A 16,005-nucleotide genomic window follows, 5' to 3' on the forward strand; every position below is an offset into this window, starting at 1 on the left:
TCTGGTTCTGTTCTAATGGTGGACGTTGTTGGTTGCATCAGCCTGCTGTTATCTATATGTGTACTGAAACTACTTGTATGTATATCCTGCAGTTGGTAAAAAGCTGCTGCCGTTTCGCCAAAGATCAGGGCCTGTTCAGCTGGGGTACAGGTAGCAAAATAATCTTCCACCAACTCCAACACCTGCTGATAAGAGGCTGCCACCAGGCACACAGGCCAGTCAGAACCAAACATGAGTCTCCGGGGACCAAAAGCTTCCAGTACTACTTCCAGGTAGGGAGTAAAATCCTCTTTTTTCCAGTTGTGCCAATGGGCTTCTGTCACCATACCCGAAACCTTGCAGTACACATTTTCAAATTGAGCGATTGCTTTAATTTCCCGCTTCCAGTCTTCCAGATCCTGATCTTTGATATAGGGCTTAGCCAGGTGGTCTATCACAAAAGGCTGATCCGGAAACTGGGCTACAAATTCTTCAGTAAATTTTAGCTGATCGGGATAAATCAGGATGTCGTAGGTATAACCAAAGCTATTCAGTTTGCTGATACCCCTTTTAAAATGAGGACGCAGCATCAGGGCTCTGTCGCTTTCTCCCTGCAACACATGCCGAAATCCTTTCAGCTTGTCAAATGATTTGTAATAAGCGAGCCTGTCTTCTACGTTATTAGCCCGAAGATCAACCCAACCCACTACCCCTTTGATAAATGGATGTTGTGCCGCATTGCTAAGCTGAAAATCATTTTCTGCCTCCGACTGATGGGATTGCACCACCACACAGCCATCAAACCCATTCTCTTTCAGGAGCGGCGCCAGGTTTTCCGGAAGAAAATCACGGCGAATCACCACCATCTCCGCTGTTATCCAGCTATCTCTTTGGGGAGAGAACTTCCAGAAATGCTGATGTGCATCGATTTTTCCCACTGCTCTATTTACTTTTTGGTCTAAGAATTCATTCAAAAGCCGGTGAGCGTAGCACCCTATACCGCCTCGCTCATCGCTGTACCTGGCTGAGCAACTTTTGGCGCTACCTGCTCCTCTCCCTGGTTTGCAACACCCATATGCTTTACTTTTACAGCATATAGGGCCACAATCAAGAAGCAGAAAAGAGGAACAAAGAAAGACATGCTTATATCCTGCATATAATCAGAGGCTAAGCCCTGTACCGCCGGCAGCAGCGCGCCGCCCAGAATAGCCATGATGAGTCCTGCCCCTCCTATTTTCGTGTCCTCACCAAGCCCCCGAATGCCTAATCCATAGATAGTCGGGAACATGAGCGACATGCAGCCGGATATGGCAATGAGCGCATACACCCCTAAGAGACCATTACCCCCTATCACCACCCCACAAAGTGCTGCTGCTACTGTAGCGCTAATCAGCAGTAATTTGCGTGGACTCACTACCTTCATGAGGGCTGTAAAAACAAAGCGACTTACTGCAAAGAGTACCAGGGCTGCCATGTAATAGGAAGCCGCACTAGCCTCATTAAGATTTAACTCCTGCATTACGTAGCGGATGGTGTATGACCACACGCCAATCTGCGCACCCACATAAACAAACTGTGCTACTACCGCCCAGGTATAATGCGGGGTTTTGCGCAATCGATTGCACGTTGACAGCAGGTTAAGGCTACTTGCTTCACCTGAAGCAACTGGCATGGGCGTAAACTTAATTACCAGCCAAAGCAGCACCAGAAACACTGCCACTCCTACATAAGGTAGCATTACTGCCGTAAGCTCATCAGATTGTATTGCCGCTAACTGTTCTGTGCTCATGCTGCTACGCTCTTCTGCGGTAGAAATGTTTAACTGCGAAAGAATAAACACTTTGCTTAGCAGTACGCCCAGAATAGAACCAATGGGGTTGAAAGACTGAGCCAGGTTCAGGCGTCGGGTACCTGTATGCTCGGGTCCCATGGCCACAATGTAGGGATTGGCTGCTGTTTCAAGGATCGAAAGTCCGCCTGCCAGAATGAACAGGGCCACCAGAAAATGCCCATACTGCATGCTAATACTGGCCGGGTAGAACAAGAGCGAACCCAGCACAAATAAACCAAGACCTACCAGCACCCCTGTTTTGTAGGTAAATTTCTTAATTAAAATGGCTGCCGGCAGGGCAAGGCAGAAGTAAGAGCCGTAAAATGCCAGCTGTATCCAGGAGGTCTGGAAGTCTGACATGCTCATGATGCGTTTGAATGCAGCCAGCAAAGTATCCGTCATATTATTCGCCAGCCCCCACAAAAAGAAAAGACTGGTGATGAGGATAAAGGGCCATTTACTGCCCCTACCCAATAGGGAAATATTTTGCTTGTGGTTTGCCATAGCTTTACTGTTTACCCTACCCATGCACAATCTTTACTGATCAATCCTTTATCTTTCATGGCTGTCCAAAACTCCAAAGGAATGACTACGCTGTCGATTGATGCATTTTCCCTGACTATTTCAGGGTCTGTAGAACTAAGCGCTATACTTACAACGCCAGGCACCTGCAGACTAAACTGAGCACATGCCACGGCAGGCTTTACATCAAATTTTTTGCACAAAGTGAAAAAATCATCTCGCCACCTGAAAAGTGCTTGATTGGCTGCAGTGTCTGGTTTCAAAAACTTATAGTCGCAGTAGTCACCTCCAATCAGGAAGCCGGACTGAAATACTGCCGCATTGATGATCTGTATTTTTTTCTCCGCCAACGATTGCATAAACAGTATTAAATTTTTGGGGTGCTTCAGTACTGTCATGCTGTTGGCAATCATTACCCAGTCCAAATCCACATCTTGTGAAATTTTTTCTATCATGCGCCAGTCTTTGGCCCCCACTCCTATTGCACTTACTTTACCCTGGGCTTTCAGCTCCTCTAATGCACGATAGGCATCCAGAATATCCTGGTACAGTCTTTTTGCTTCTGATTCGCTTTTGGCCTTTGCCAGATATTCATCCGGATCATGAACAGAAACCAGTTGCGGAACATATGCCTGCAGCAGGTCATTCCCCTGTTCAAAACACTCCAGAATACCCTCATAACTTATTTTCTGAACTGCATCATACTCCAGTCCTTTCCAGATATCAACCTCAAAGGTTGGGTGTTCTGTATGAAGTTTTGTTCTGAACCAACCAAGCTTATTGCTGATTACCACCTCCTGCGGCTCTAGCTGCAGTTCTTTAAAACTCCTGCCCAGACATTCAAGGGCCAAGCCCGCACCATATTTCCCAGCTGTATCAAAAAATGTTAACCCAGGCGAATGGTAAATACTTTCATAGACAATTTTATGCTTTACGCTTTCTTCCAGCCTGAGGTAAAGGTTACCTAAGCCACTTGTTCCAAAAATAACAGGCGGAAACTTCAGCCCTGATTTTTGTAGTGCTGCCTTGGTGATGACCGCTGGTCCCTTGCTATCTAACATACTGATGCGTCTTCAAATGGCACATTGTCTTAGCCTCTACTGTAGCCAATCTTCTTGATTGGTGGCTTTCTGATTTTACACTAAACAAATTACAAGCCTTGCTAAAAAGGCGTGTAAAATTGCAAATCATTGAATTTATCTAATCGATCTATAGCTGATATTAAAAATTTAGAAATAAAGGGGCAATATTTTTTAAATATTTATCTACGCAAAGCTTTGTGCAAAGCTTTGTGCAAACGTTGCAGAAATTGTATGTTTGGGAAAAGGAGGAAAAATGACAAAAAGAAGAGTTTCTTTAAAAGACATAGCCAGCCAGTTGGGGGTATCTGTTTCTACAGTTTCCAGGGCACTGAAAGATCACCCCGATTTAAGCCCTGCCATCATTGAGAAAGTAAAGCAACTGGCCGCAAAATGGAACTATACCCCAAATCCGTTAGCCATGGGTTTGCTCAAGCAGCAGACGAACACCATTGGAGTGGTTGTGCCCGACATTGTCACCCACTTTTACTCCTCCATTATCAGTGGCATTGAAGATATTGCAAAAGCAAACGGCTATTATATTGTCATATCTTCCTCGCAGGAGTCATACAAAAAGGAAAAAGAAAACCTGAACAACCTCTTAAATCTTCGTGTGGATGGCCTTATTGTGTGCCTGGCACAGGAGACTACTGACTATACGCATTACGACAGCATCATAGAGGCAGAAATTCCGCTGGTATTTTTTGACAGGGTGTGCAGAACCGAGGAAGTGTCGTCTGTGGTGATTGATAATGTAGAAGCTGCCAAAGAACTTACAATTCACCTCTACAAGCATGGCGCCAGGAGAATAGCACATATAGCAGGTCCCTCCTTTCTGAACATTACAAAAGAGCGGATTGAAGGCTACCGGAAAGGACTACAGTTATGTGGCTTGACGTTTGACCAGAACTTGCTGGTACATACAAACATGAGTATTGAAGGGGCCGCCGTTGCCACCAATAAGCTACTCTCGCTTAAATATCCGCCTGATGCCATCTTTGGGGTAAACGATACCGTAATATTTTCAGCTATGAAAGAAATAAAGAGAAAAGGACTGAAGATACCCGATGATGTTGCCCTTGTAGGCTTCACGGATGAATTCCATGCAACGGTAGTGGAGCCAAATCTTACAGCCATCACACATCCAACTTTCGAAATTGGACAGGAGGCAGCCCGCCTGTTGCTAAACGAGATTAAGTCCGATAAAGCCAGAACTGTTCAACAGATTAGCATGCAGGCCAAACTGATTGAACGTGAGTCATCTGTTAAACTGAAATAAAGTGACCTGGTTCAACTCTCTGGAAGTGCGTTTTTCTAGGATTGGTAAATCAAATGGGGTATACTACAGTCTTTTAAAGAAGTTGGAGATCGAGCTGTCTGGCCGAGTAGTCATCTTCTTCACCCTGGAAATAATTTTCAGAATGTAAAGAATATTACCTTCATCTGGGGTTGTGGCTATCTGAACAGCAGCCTGTGCGCTGTAATGATTAGGACTTAGCGAAGCTGTCGCCGTTCCTATTATAAAAAAGATGAAAATAACTGTAGCTTTTTAGCAGCAGCATAGAAACCGGCCAAATGGAAGATCTTCTTCTGGAGCTAAACCCATGAGGATGCCAGAATAGCTTTTTGTAAATTCTATCCAAGAGCAGAGTCTAGAAGTTGAATTGTTACAGTACTGGTTTATTCTGGATCATCAAATCTTCTCTGATTTGACTAATCCCTATTACCAACTTTATTTGATTCAAAGAACGGGGCATTAGTTGATAGAGGAGAATGCATCTACCTTACAACAGGGGCACCAGGATAACTTTCTGACTTCGTTTGCCTAAGAGTAGGTACAAACATGCAGTTGCCTGATTACTTTCCTGCCCGACATTTAGTAAAGGCTAAGGTCTACAGTTGCAGAATGCTTGCCTTTCCTGGCTTTGGCAATCATGGAGGCTGACTTACTGCAGTTACCGTATTCATAAACGCAGTCTTCCTTGACCAGGCTACTCCCAAAGTGCACCTCTTTATGTTGGGTGCCGTTGCCATTTGTCAGCTCTGTACTGATTTCATCTACCTGCACATTGCTACCACTGTCCGCCACCACCCAGACCGTATACACATACCTGGAGTAGATCAGATAGGTGCTTCTTTCAATCTTGCCATGCAGCGTCGCACTTACTTCCACCAAACGGCTAGGCACGCCCATCCTACCCTCCTCTGGCACATCTTCTATTTCCAGTACCAGGCGGGTGGAGGAAGATATTTCATCGACTGAAACAGGCTTGTAAAGGTTCCTCAGATCATCCTTTGAAAGGCTCCTGAACTTTTTGGCCAGACTTGCTATTTTATCCTCCTGCATGCTTATATTTTTGTGGCAATTGAAGTAGTTATGTTCCTACACCGGGTATATGTTGCTCTGTCATCAAAGTTGATCCATTGACAAATGGAATAACAGGGGATTAGTCCCTGTGTACAGGGGGTGTTTTCACCTGAACACAACGGTTAAAAACTGCTCAACTTTCCAAGATTTACTTTATATCTTTGGGTAGTGTTGACTTAGCCCAGCAAAGCAGGGAGTATCCGTATAATTCTTTTCCGTATTTTTTATCACCAAAAGAGCACCACCCTCTCACTGCACAGCAAAACACGATAACGCGGGACCTGTTTACTCTTATCACATGACAGTAACAACTAAAAACATCAACGTAGCCCTGGTGGATGATCATAAGCTTTTTCGAAAAGGCCTGGCTGAACTTATCAGGGATTTTCCTGGATACAGCGTGCTGTACGATTTTGATAGTGGCTGGGACTTGCAGAAAGCATTCACCCGGGAACCCTTGCCAGACATTGTATTGCTGGACGTCAACATGCCCGAAATGAGTGGCTTTGAACTTGCCTTATGGCTAAAAGATGCATATCCCCAGATCCGTATTTTGGCCCTTTCCATGAACGGACATGAAGGCAGCATTATCCGGATGATCAAAGCAGGCGCCAGGGGCTATATTCTAAAAGATGCCGATCCCCTTGAACTGAAGCAGGCGCTTGATCACCTGGTTCACAAAGGTTATTATCATTCAGAACTGGTGAGCGCAACCCTGATGCATAACCTACAGGGAAATGACGAGCAGGGAAATGCCGAGCAATTAACAGAAAAGGAAACCAGGTTTCTGGCGCTAGCCTGCTCTGAGCTTACTTATAAGGAAATTGCCGACAGGATGAACCTGGCACCTAAAACGATCGATGGTTACCGGGAAAGCCTGTTTGCCAAACTAAGCGTTAAGAGCAGGGTGGGCCTGGTACTCTATGCGATCAAGCACCAGCTCATTAATGGATATGAACACTATCATTAGAAGGTTTTCACCTGCACGGGCTCATGGCAGGGAATACTGATCAGCACGCTAGTACCTTCTCCCGGCAGGGTAAAGATTTCCAGCTTTCCGCCAATTAGTTTTGTCCGACTCTGGATGTTGCGCAGTCCCTGTCCCTTCAGCATAAAGTCCTTGCTGTTAATCCCGCAGCCATCATCACGAATGAGCAAGGTAAATTTTTGAGGTTCATAGTTAATTTCCACAACTATGCCTTGTGCTCCCGCATGTTTGATAATATTGTTTAGAACTTCCTGGCTTATCCTGTACAAAACAAACTCCGTTTGGGAAGGAAGGGCATAGCGGTCGCCCGTCAGCCGGAGATCTGTTTGATGAGCACCAACCTGGGAAATGGTTTCAAGGGCATGACGCAGTACCTCCACCAGGTTAAAATCAGTGATGTTATCGGCATGCAGGTTCTTGGAGATTTCCCGAAGATCCTGAATGGCTTTTGCCACCAACTGCAGGGTTTCTGCTACTTTTTTGTTGCCTTCCAGTTCCTGCAGCTGCTGCATGCGGTGCAGGTTTAGTTTGGCCAGTGACAGCGTTTGCCCGATATTGTCGTGGATTTCCTGTGATATCTGCTGCAGGGCAATTTTCTTTTTTTCTTCAGCCAGCAGCACGTTCTGCTCGGCCAGCTTTTTCAAAGCAGTGTTCTTGCCATTTTCAAAGACCAGGGCCACCACAAAAGTAATAAGGATCAGCCCCAGGTGACAGTTTAAGAAGAAGGTGTTTGCCCAGCTTTTATCATAGTGCTGGGGAAAGTCGTACCCACTGCCATCCAGCAGGCCAAACACCAGAACAGTCAGGCTGTTAACGCATACCCAGAAGAAACCGATCCTTCTCCCTCCCAACAGGAGCGCCACAATCGGGGAACTGGCCAGCCATGGCAGCACAGGAGAAGTAAAGCCCCCTGAATAGTACACACACACCACAACTGCCTGCACCCCCACAAAGATGTAAAAATGGATCACCTGGGAGAGCGGGAACCTCCACCGCAGCAGAAAGGGTTGCAGGAAGTGAATGAGCGCTGTGGCAAGCATGATCCGGGTGCCCTCACTTAGACCAATCAAAACAGTGATCCCGGCATAGTTCAGATCAAAAAGCGCATTGATCAGGATGATCGATACTACCAGTCTGTACTGGCGGTAAACTTCCACCTGGTCCCGTTTATCATCAGAGATAAAATAGTTCAGCAGCTTTTGTATCATAAGCTTAGTTAAATAATGTAATACCCATAGCGCGGAGCAGGCGTGCCAGTAGCCCAGTGAACCAGGGCTTGTGCAATTTCCAGGGCAGCCCCTGCTCATATCTTCTCCTGTCCAGCCACTTGTACCAGCCCAGCCAGCGGGGCTCCTTCAGCTTCCATACCCTGCAGTAGGGTACCTGTACGCCTGAAGCATCCAGAATATTATTCACAGCTCTCCGGGCAGCCTCGTTGGCTCCCTCCATGGTTGCCAGGTTGGTGTTGGTTCTGATGTAGTCAGAAGCCAGGAATAGGTTTGGGATGGCCGTGTAGCTTTCGTTGCGAATCCCCCAGCTGTTCTTTTCGTTCACCAGGAGCGGTTCATCATTCCGGGTCTGCGTGCTGGACCCATAGCGTGCAGGTCCAGAACGATTTGGACTGTCCACAAATCCTTTCCTAAATTCTTCTTCTGTAAAATAGATGCTGTCTGCAACATACACCGATGCAAAGTCATCATCGAATAGTACGCTCCTGCCTGGCCGGTTAAAGCAGGCTTTCAGTTGCGCCCACACTTCTTGTACGACCTCCTCTTTGCTGCAGCTTTCCGCTTTTTTCCCGACAAGAATGCCTTCTTTGGTCCAGTTGGAGATGATGACCGACAGCACACCTTTTACGTTTCCCTTACCATAAGTGGACAGATCAATTCCCTTCCAGAACTGGGCCTGCGAGATGGCAGTCAAAGCCCAGGGAGTATCCGGTAATATGATATGCCCGCTGCTGATAGGAACATCCCGCTTCAGATAAAATTGCAGGCCATTCATCCAGGCAACTGCATCCTTTAGCTTCAGGATGTTTTCAAGGTTTGGGTCCAGCGCCAGTAAACCCGGACTGGAAACAAGGCGGGCTGCTCGTTCTACCGGCAGCGCGCAAATGTAATAGTCGGCCCGATGCTCCTGGCGGACTTGCTCACCATCAGTCACCACTACCCCCCTGATCCTTTCCCTGTCACAAAGCAGGGTTTCCACGGTATGGCCAAAATGATACACGACTCCCTGCTTTCGCAGGTACTCAAGCCAGGGAAACAGCCATGCTTCATTGGTAGGGGCATTCAGGATACGGTCTGATGTCCTGAAAGGGCGTATAAAATCAAGCAGCATCTGGATTAGAATACCACCATTCGTACGGGTGTTGGCCAGTTCGGCCTTTCCAGCCACCAGGGCCCCGGTAAGGCCGTCCACGAATAAGTTATTGTATGCCTCACTGTACAGATGGGCATCAGCAAACACTCGCCAGCCAAGCGATTCGTATTCATTCTCCCTTCGCTGACGACAGCTGGTAAAGAGTTGCCAGACTTTTTCAGCAATCACCCTGCCTTCACCAGGCTTTAGCCCTGTGTCTATATGCTTAAGGTTGTGGATAATCTGCCTGAGCTCAGCCAGCGTGCGGGGGAAATGGGTAGGTGTGCTGATAGACTCCCCCTGCATCCTGGCCAGCATCACCTGCGGACATTCTACCAGGTTATCAAAGACGCCTGCTGCCTGATATGCCCCTGTTGTTTCGTTGTAAAAGGGAATTCTTCTCAAGGTATCAAACAGGTGCCGGTAAAAGCCGGGAAAGAAACGAAAGCCATGTTCTCCCGGCAGTGGCGGTGTTGCCGCAGTGCCCGTACCTGGAACAGGGACCGATCGTGCTTTCCCGCCGGGAAGTTTTTCCTGCCTTTCGAAAACGGTTACCTTATAACCCCGTTCAATTAATTCATGAGCAGCACTCATTCCTGCCACCCCTCCGCCTAAAATAATCACATGCTTTTGTTCCATGATACCTTTAGCCTGTTCGACAGCCTTGTAAGGTGTAAAACCGGATATCATGCGTCTACCTCGCTTTAACCAATACAGCATATATGGTAATGCACAAAAGAAATTTTCCAACACTCCCTGCAACCCTTCCGGAATCACAGCCAATCGGGCAAAATACAGCCTAGCAAGCTTTGAAGATAGATAAAAAACTGAGACGAACGATTCCTTATCATCTCTAAGCGTGAGATTTTTCTATGGACAATCAATGTGTATAAATAGCAAAAGGCTACGGATTTTAAGATATTAGAAGTGCGACCATCTAATATTCAACTCCAGTAGCCCATGCTTGGTGAAGATACAGTTCCACTGCGGAAGCAAATAAGTTGACAGAGCTATTCATCTGCTTGGATGATTTCTGCCTGGCTCTTGAAGAATGGAAAAGGCGCCAACCAAAGTTCCAGTATTCTGTCACAAATCATCCTTCGCTGAATGATAGTGAATTGCTGACGATCCTGGCCTTTTACCAGTTCTCTGGCTACAAATGCTTTCACCGGGTCGCCGGGCGATACTACTATGGGCACTATGTGAGCATAAGCCTTAGGAGCTACTTTCCACAGTTGGTCAGCTATGAACGATTTGTAGCTTTGATTCCCCGTCTACTACCTGGCCTGTATGTCTTCCTCAAATGGAGAACTCTACTTTCCCAGCGCATGGGCTGGTATATTGTAGATTCTAAACCACTGCCCGTGTGCCATAACAGAAGAATTCACAGTAACAGAGTCTTTGAGACACAGGCTAAAAGAGGTAAAAGCTCTATGGGCTAGCGCCCCGGGCAGGTTTTATGGATTCAAAGCATACTTGATCATTAATTAGGTGGGGAAAATCATCAACCCCGGCGGCGGACCGCTTTGTCTTCATCCCAGGTAATCTGGCAGATAATAATCAGGGTGTGCTCAAGTATTTATTTGCTGGCCTGATAGGCAAGTGCTTTGGAGACAAAGACTAACATGACAGCCCTCTTTGAAGAGTTTTACCAAAAAGGTCTGCAACTCATTACTAAGGTCAGAGCCAATATGAAAAACAAGCTACTGCTTCTTGAAGATAAGCTCAAACTTAGAAAAAGAGCAGTTGTTGAATCCGTCAATGATATCCTCACTTCTGTCTTTGATCTGGAGCACACCCGTCATAGAAGTTCAGTCAATGCAATGGCCCATATGCTGGCAGCTTTGACTGCTTATTGCTTCTATGAGGGTAAACCTTCTGTTTTTCTCCCTGAAAATCAGCCCCTATTGCTGCAAAGCAAAGTTTTAATGGCTGCCTAATCCATAATTCACGTTAAATACAAACAGGCATCGGCCAACCCGAAATAGCTTTAACAGTCCTGACCCGGAACAATTCTACCTTGCACAGCCCAATAGAGGGTAGCGCATCAGATGTAAGGCTGTCTTAGGCTAGGCGAATCGCGACATGGTAAAAGGTAAAAGCTTTCCGGTTGAGGAAAACTACAAAGACCAGTGGTACGACAAGGTAGTGAAGGGGAAATTTAAGGCTACTTTTGAATTTCCAGTAAGGTTTATCGGCAAAAACAGGGGATTTGCCGACTACATGATGTTTAGGAACAAGAATTTACACTCCCCGAAGCTTTTTGTAGATAGCCTGCTGTGATTGAATCCTGCGGCCCGAGATCTTTACCGGCACATTTTGCAAATTAGCATCAAGCTCAACCGCCTGCATATTATCCCTTAACTGAAGGTTTATCAATTCCAGTAACTCTGCTTTAAGCCGCTCGTCATAAAGGGGAAAGCAAACTTCGACACGTTTATGTATGTTGCGGTTCATCCAATCGGCTGATCCCAGAAATAGATCGTTTCTTCCTCCATTTTGGAAGACATACACGCGTCCGTGCTCCAGATAACGGTCAACAATCCTTCTTACGGTTATATTTTCGCTCATCCCTTCAACGCCCGGCACCAGGCAACAGATGCCCCGTATGATCAATTGTATCTGCACACCGGCAGTAGAGGCTTCGTAAAGCTTGCTGATCAGCACCCGCTCTTCCAGGTTATTCAGCTTAATAATAATTCCGGCCGCTTTGCCCATCCGCGCATGGTCGATTTCCCTTTCAATGAGTTCCAGCAGCCTTTCCTGGAGGTTAAATTGCGCAATGAGCAGATGCTTACCGTTAAGCTTGTTCTTCCGGATCTCTTTACTTTGTAAGTAGAGAAAGAGCTGTTTTACTTCCTTTAACATTTCCTGCTGTCCGGTAAGCAACACATGATCGGTGTAGAAGCGGGCGGTGCTTTCATTGAGGTTGCCAGTCGCCAAAAGCCCCAGATAGAAAGATTGCTGCTCCTTCTCAATTTCTATCAGGGCAACTTTTGCGTGTACCTTCAATTCATTTCTTGTATACAGCACCTGAACGCCAGCCTGCTTCATCTTCTTTGCCCATTTCAGGTTATTGGCCTCATCGAATCTTGCTTTCAATTCTACCACTACTACCACTTTTTTGCCATTATGTGCTGCAGTGATTAGTGCATTTACAATCTTTGAATCACTTGCTACCCGGTACAGGGTAATATAAATGCGGGCTACCTCAGGCCGAATGGCTGCTTCATTGAAAAAGCGCAGCACTGGATCGTAGGCATGGTAAGGTGTGTGCAGTAAAAGATCTTCCCTGGCAATCCTATCCAGCAGAAAGGGTTCAGTGATCACCTGTTGAACAGGCAGCCACTTTTGATAATACAGTCTTGGGTGTTTAACCGAAAAGGCTCTCAGGTCCCTGAGGTTATGATACCTCCCTCCTTCCATAACCACTGCTCTCTCTAATCCGAAAGTATCCAGCAAGCGATTAACAGCCCCTTCCGGTAGCCCTGGTTCATACAGCAAGCGGGTGGCAAGGCCCATATCTCGCTTCAATAACTGCTTTTCAATGGCCGCTGCCACGTCCTCCTCATATATCTCATCCAGCCCTAGTTCTGCATCGCGGGTAACTTTAAAACTATAGCTACCCTCCACCTTCAGATTTGTCAGGAGGTGGAGGTGAGCCTTCACGATATCATCCAGAAAAACTATGTATTGCTGCTTTCCCAGCGTCAGTTCAAAAAACCGGCTGAGTTCATTTGTTGGAATGTTCACCAGCAGTACTTGCTCTTTCTGGTCCTGATCCTGCCCGCATACAGCCAGATATAGCTGATTATTCTCAGGGAAGAAAGTTGCTTTGTGCTTGTGGAGCACTACTGGTTTCAAAAAAGCCAGCACATAGGTAAAAAAATAGCGCTTTAGCTGCGGCATGATTGCCTCTGGCAGAGGCTTTCCATAAATGAAATGAATGCCCCATTTTTCCAACTCCGGAACCAGCTTATGCAGGCTTTGCCCAAAACGGACCTGTTGCTGTGCAATCAGATCTTTAGCCCTTGCAGCTATATCTTTATGCTTTTCTGTCGCAGCTTCTCCTAACTTATTTCTCTTATGGAGCTTATGCAGGGCAGTAAGCGCAGGCATCCGTACGCGATAAAACTCATCCAGGTTAGAGGAGTAGATCGACAGAAAATTCATTCGCTCCATCAGGGGGGTAGTCGTTCGCTCAGACTCCATCAGCAACCTTTCGTTGAAGGAAAGCCAGCTTAGGTCCCGGTCGAAAAAGTATTCGGCCTCCGCTGGTGATATTGTCTTGTTAGGATTATGCTGCATCATATTTAGAAGCGATAAAAAATAGAATCACGGAAAGCACCAGACAGAATACAAATACTGAGTAGGCAATGTTTAGCCTGGGGTACTCTGCAATTAAAACTATGCCCTGATGGTGCACATACAACAGGAGGCTTGAGTAGTGCAATTTCTGATAAAGCATAGTATTAGCCTGGAAATGGTGCTGCTAAGTGCCGCATAAGGGCTCACCTTACACCAGCTGTGCATATGCTTTGCCAAGCAACCTGACTGTTTGCTGTTTTACAAGATCTTTTAACCTCACAGTGGCAATGGCGGCATCAGCTGGTCGTGCCTTCAGAAGTTTATATGCTTCTTCAGATACTACAAAACTGTTGTTCAGCTGTTTGGTAGCGTTTTGCAGCCGGGCAGCAACATTTACCGGAGGCCCCATCGCTGCTAAATTATTATTGAGGCCGAGTCCCCTGTTTCCAATAATAACTTTCCCCACATGCAGGCCCATGCCTACCTCAATATAATGGTCGAAGAAAACCTTCAGGTACTTTTCATTAAAGATTTCCACATCCTTTAAAATTGCCATCCCCGCATCCACTGCTGCCTGGGTTGCATTATGTAAATTCCCCTGAATTCCAAAAACAGCATATAAACTATCTCCGCCGGTTTCCAGGATCTTTCCGTCATAATCTTCCTCGACGTTTTTTCGAAATAACTTAAACAAACGGCGCAGGATGTGCATAACATCGAAAGGCAGCTGTTTTGACATGAAGAAGGTAAAATTCCTGATATCGAGAAAAAAAAGTGCCAGTTCCCGTTCCCGCCCTATTTCTTTGATTTCATCTCTTTCTTCCTCACTGATGTAAAGGCCAACATCACCATCGTCGCGAATGATACGGTGCATGGTTACAGGCTCTCCTAATACGCGAGTCTGACAGGCAAGCCTTATCCCCTCCGGAAACTGCATTATTTTTCTAAGCTCCAGTTCGCGGCGTGTAGGTGGGCTGAGAAATTCTGTTCCCTGGTAAATAAGCACACGGCATGTAGAGCAATTTCCGCGGCCACCACATACATGATAGTGTTGGATACCAGCAGCTAAAGATGCTTTGAGGATGGTTTGGCCCTTTAGAATCTTCACCTGTTGTTCCCCGCAAAACCCTATATTAAATTCTTGTTTATTCTCCATTGAATTTAAGTTAAAGCGTGAGATACGATTTACTGTTTATACTAGAATGCCCGACCCTTGCATCAATGTACAGATGTTTCAGCTCATAACTGGTTTTCCTTTACACACCCTTGACAGTACTATTGAACACGTAACGCCGGGCAACATAGGCTGCTTTCTTTTCCTGCTCAATAGCAGCCTGGCATTTGGCTGATGTATAGACTGCTTCGTTCTTAGGAAAAAGAAATATTAATAAGAACACCATGCAACTCCCAAACTCCAGCAGTTCAGCTCCCTTCCCTTCAGTAACCACATTCGTCATGAGCAGGATGCCAACAAATGCTCCTATCTGGTAAGCCCGTGGAATGGGTATTCCCAATAGCTGGTCAATAACATTGGCAAAGGCAGCGGAACGTTTATAAGCCAGGGGAAATACCAGCAAATAAAGGGCGACAGCAATAAACAACAGTTTTGAAAAGATGATCTTATTGACTTTATGTTCGTTCACCAGCATGTTATGAACATTGGTCTCCCCTTGGGCATTATGTTTCAGGAAGAACTCCGGACTCTCAGTACTTAAGATACGCTGACCCCAGCTAATCTCTTCTCCTGCACCGAAGAGTGCCAAGGCACCCATAAGGAACAACATTAGCTTAAACCACTTTCCCTTCTCATTCCGCAGGCGCAGGAATCTGCCAAACATCAACACACTTATTCCCAGCAGGGCAAGAAAGGTAAGGTTCTCAATAAAGCCATCTTCCTGCACGTACACCTCCCTGAACAACTCAGGATCCAGGAAAGAGAACAGCACACCGATAAACACCAGTAAAAATGCACTCCCCCCCACAAACAGCGTCACAAATAATCTTAATTCACGATTTGTTTCCATGATTATAAAAATTTTTCCAGTACATAATTCGCGCATACCCTTTAGGCTTAAAACAGATTGCCAGTAGTAGGCCTAAAGTGGCATTACAGCTCAATAGCTGTACTTGTATAATGTTAGGAGTTAATAAGCTTCCCTCCTCCAATTCACCTTTGAAAGGCCTGAATACTTTAGGGAGTAAAAAGGATATCGGCCTGCAGACCGGGGTTGAGCGCATCCTCAGCTAAAAAATGAAATACAGATTCCGATATCCTGTTTTCTCCAGCTTTGTCAGGTCATTGATTAATCAAGTCCGGTATGGTTATCTAACTATCCGGAAAGAGCCTTTCTCCCAGGACCTGTTTCTAACCCTATACAAGCAGCTCTTAACCTGATTGTCGATTCTTCAAAACCGCTTGCCTCTATACAGCTAGCTTCATCGTATCTTCCCGAAGTGATTTTAAAGCAGCAGACCATGCAATGACCTGATCAAGCATTAGTTTCAGTTGCGTTTCATGATCAGCAGTTGGACGGAAGGTGGTATACCCTTCAAAATCCGTAAAAAGGGA

Annotated in this window: 14 protein-coding genes and 1 pseudogene; 5 read left to right on the forward strand and 10 right to left on the reverse strand. The window is 46.0% G+C overall.

Annotated features, from left to right (window positions below):
* Positions 1 to 101: 101 nt before the first annotated feature.
* The 3 genes and pseudogenes from KWJ01_RS02830 to KWJ01_RS02840 form a co-directional block, all read right to left on the reverse strand.
* Positions 102 to 917, reverse strand: a pseudogene (locus KWJ01_RS02830) (amidohydrolase); the annotation flags it as partial.
* A gap of 56 nt (positions 918 to 973) precedes the next feature.
* The gene (fucP, locus tag KWJ01_RS02835; RefSeq protein WP_224994831.1) at positions 974 to 2,314 is read right to left on the reverse strand and encodes an L-fucose:H+ symporter permease; all 1,341 of its coding nucleotides are present in this window, start codon (positions 2,312 to 2,314) and stop codon (positions 974 to 976) included.
* Positions 2,315 to 2,325: 11 nt separating this feature from the next.
* On the reverse strand, positions 2,326 to 3,393 hold the full coding sequence (locus tag KWJ01_RS02840; RefSeq protein ID WP_224994834.1) for an aldo/keto reductase: 1,068 nt from the start codon (positions 3,391 to 3,393) through the stop codon (positions 2,326 to 2,328).
* Between the two features lie 274 nt (positions 3,394 to 3,667).
* Between KWJ01_RS02840 and KWJ01_RS02845 the strand changes: the two genes are divergently transcribed.
* Positions 3,668 to 4,690, forward strand: a complete 1,023-nt coding sequence (locus KWJ01_RS02845; RefSeq protein WP_224994835.1) for a LacI family DNA-binding transcriptional regulator — start codon at positions 3,668 to 3,670, stop codon at positions 4,688 to 4,690.
* Positions 4,691 to 5,287: 597 nt separating this feature from the next.
* On the opposite strand, the gene KWJ01_RS02850 is transcribed toward KWJ01_RS02845, so the two are convergent.
* Positions 5,288 to 5,758 carry a hypothetical protein gene (locus tag KWJ01_RS02850; protein ID WP_224994837.1) on the reverse strand — a complete coding sequence of 157 codons (471 nt, stop codon included), beginning with the start codon at positions 5,756 to 5,758 and terminating at the stop codon, positions 5,288 to 5,290.
* A gap of 319 nt (positions 5,759 to 6,077) precedes the next feature.
* Here KWJ01_RS02850 and KWJ01_RS02855 point away from each other — a divergent pair, with 319 nt between their 5' ends.
* Positions 6,078 to 6,749 carry a response regulator transcription factor gene (locus KWJ01_RS02855; protein WP_224994838.1) on the forward strand — a complete coding sequence of 224 codons (672 nt, stop codon included), beginning with the start codon at positions 6,078 to 6,080 and terminating at the stop codon, positions 6,747 to 6,749.
* On the opposite strand, the gene KWJ01_RS02860 is transcribed toward KWJ01_RS02855, so the two are convergent.
* The 3 genes from KWJ01_RS02860 to KWJ01_RS02870 form a co-directional block, all read right to left on the reverse strand.
* Positions 6,746 to 7,975: a sensor histidine kinase gene (locus tag KWJ01_RS02860; RefSeq protein ID WP_224994839.1), complete on the reverse strand. Its 1,230-nt coding sequence runs from the start codon at positions 7,973 to 7,975 to the stop codon at positions 6,746 to 6,748. The two genes, KWJ01_RS02855 and KWJ01_RS02860, sit on opposite strands and share 4 nt — an antisense overlap.
* 4 nt (positions 7,976 to 7,979) lie before the next feature.
* Positions 7,980 to 9,767 carry an FAD-dependent oxidoreductase gene (locus KWJ01_RS02865; RefSeq protein ID WP_224994841.1) on the reverse strand — a complete coding sequence of 596 codons (1,788 nt, stop codon included), beginning with the start codon at positions 9,765 to 9,767 and terminating at the stop codon, positions 7,980 to 7,982.
* A 371-nt stretch (positions 9,768 to 10,138) separates the two neighbouring features.
* A complete protein-coding gene (locus KWJ01_RS02870) occupies positions 10,139 to 10,327 on the reverse strand; it encodes a hypothetical protein (protein WP_224994843.1) in 189 nt (62 codons plus the stop codon).
* A gap of 129 nt (positions 10,328 to 10,456) precedes the next feature.
* On the opposite strand from KWJ01_RS02870, the gene KWJ01_RS28230 reads away from it, so the two are divergent.
* The 3 genes from KWJ01_RS28230 to KWJ01_RS02885 all read left to right on the forward strand — a co-directional run bounded on the left by KWJ01_RS28230 (position 10,457) and on the right by KWJ01_RS02885 (position 11,411).
* Entirely contained in the window at positions 10,457 to 10,570 is a 114-nt protein-coding gene (locus KWJ01_RS28230; protein WP_224994845.1) for a transposase, read from the forward strand.
* 183 nt (positions 10,571 to 10,753) lie between these two features.
* Entirely contained in the window at positions 10,754 to 11,068 is a 315-nt protein-coding gene (locus KWJ01_RS02880) for a transposase (protein ID WP_224994846.1), read from the forward strand.
* Positions 11,069 to 11,213: 145 nt separating this feature from the next.
* The gene (locus KWJ01_RS02885; RefSeq protein ID WP_224994848.1) at positions 11,214 to 11,411 is read left to right on the forward strand and encodes a hypothetical protein; all 198 of its coding nucleotides are present in this window, start codon (positions 11,214 to 11,216) and stop codon (positions 11,409 to 11,411) included.
* On the opposite strand, the gene ppk1 is transcribed toward KWJ01_RS02885, so the two are convergent.
* From ppk1 to KWJ01_RS02900, 3 genes are all read right to left on the reverse strand, one after another.
* Positions 11,373 to 13,439 (reverse strand): polyphosphate kinase 1, encoded by a 2,067-nt coding sequence (gene ppk1 / locus KWJ01_RS02890; RefSeq protein ID WP_224994850.1) that lies wholly within the window; start codon positions 13,437 to 13,439, stop codon positions 11,373 to 11,375. The two genes, KWJ01_RS02885 and ppk1, sit on opposite strands and share 39 nt — an antisense overlap.
* A 205-nt stretch (positions 13,440 to 13,644) precedes the next feature.
* Entirely contained in the window at positions 13,645 to 14,592 is a 948-nt protein-coding gene (locus KWJ01_RS02895; protein WP_224994851.1) for an adenylate/guanylate cyclase domain-containing protein, read from the reverse strand.
* Between the two features lie 100 nt (positions 14,593 to 14,692).
* Entirely contained in the window at positions 14,693 to 15,460 is a 768-nt protein-coding gene (locus tag KWJ01_RS02900; RefSeq protein ID WP_224994853.1) for a hypothetical protein, read from the reverse strand.
* Positions 15,461 to 16,005: the final 545 nt, after the last annotated feature.

This window comes from Cesiribacter sp. SM1 (assembly GCF_020178975.1).
Classification (GTDB): Bacteria; Bacteroidota; Bacteroidia; order Cytophagales; family Cyclobacteriaceae; genus Cesiribacter.

Coding starts and splice junctions, on each gene's coding strand:
- KWJ01_RS02855 (WP_224994838.1), top strand. CDS start 6,078: ATGACAGTAACAACTAAAAACATCAACGTAGCCCTGGTGGATGATCAT.
- fucP (WP_224994831.1), bottom strand. CDS start 2,314: ATGGCAAACCACAAGCAAAATATTTCCCTATTGGGTAGGGGCAGTAAA.
- KWJ01_RS02840 (WP_224994834.1), bottom strand. CDS start 3,393: ATGTTAGATAGCAAGGGACCAGCGGTCATCACCAAGGCAGCACTACAA.
- KWJ01_RS02900 (WP_224994853.1), bottom strand. CDS start 15,460: ATGGAAACAAATCGTGAATTAAGATTATTTGTGACGCTGTTTGTGGGG.
- KWJ01_RS28230 (WP_224994845.1), top strand. CDS start 10,457: ATGGGCTGGTATATTGTAGATTCTAAACCACTGCCCGTGTGCCATAAC.
- KWJ01_RS02845 (WP_224994835.1), top strand. CDS start 3,668: ATGACAAAAAGAAGAGTTTCTTTAAAAGACATAGCCAGCCAGTTGGGG.
- ppk1 (WP_224994850.1), bottom strand. CDS start 13,439: ATGATGCAGCATAATCCTAACAAGACAATATCACCAGCGGAGGCCGAA.
- KWJ01_RS02850 (WP_224994837.1), bottom strand. CDS start 5,758: ATGCAGGAGGATAAAATAGCAAGTCTGGCCAAAAAGTTCAGGAGCCTT.
- KWJ01_RS02865 (WP_224994841.1), bottom strand. CDS start 9,767: ATGGAACAAAAGCATGTGATTATTTTAGGCGGAGGGGTGGCAGGAATG.
- KWJ01_RS02860 (WP_224994839.1), bottom strand. CDS start 7,975: ATGATACAAAAGCTGCTGAACTATTTTATCTCTGATGATAAACGGGAC.
- KWJ01_RS02880 (WP_224994846.1), top strand. CDS start 10,754: ATGACAGCCCTCTTTGAAGAGTTTTACCAAAAAGGTCTGCAACTCATT.
- KWJ01_RS02895 (WP_224994851.1), bottom strand. CDS start 14,592: ATGGAGAATAAACAAGAATTTAATATAGGGTTTTGCGGGGAACAACAG.
- KWJ01_RS02885 (WP_224994848.1), top strand. CDS start 11,214: ATGGTAAAAGGTAAAAGCTTTCCGGTTGAGGAAAACTACAAAGACCAG.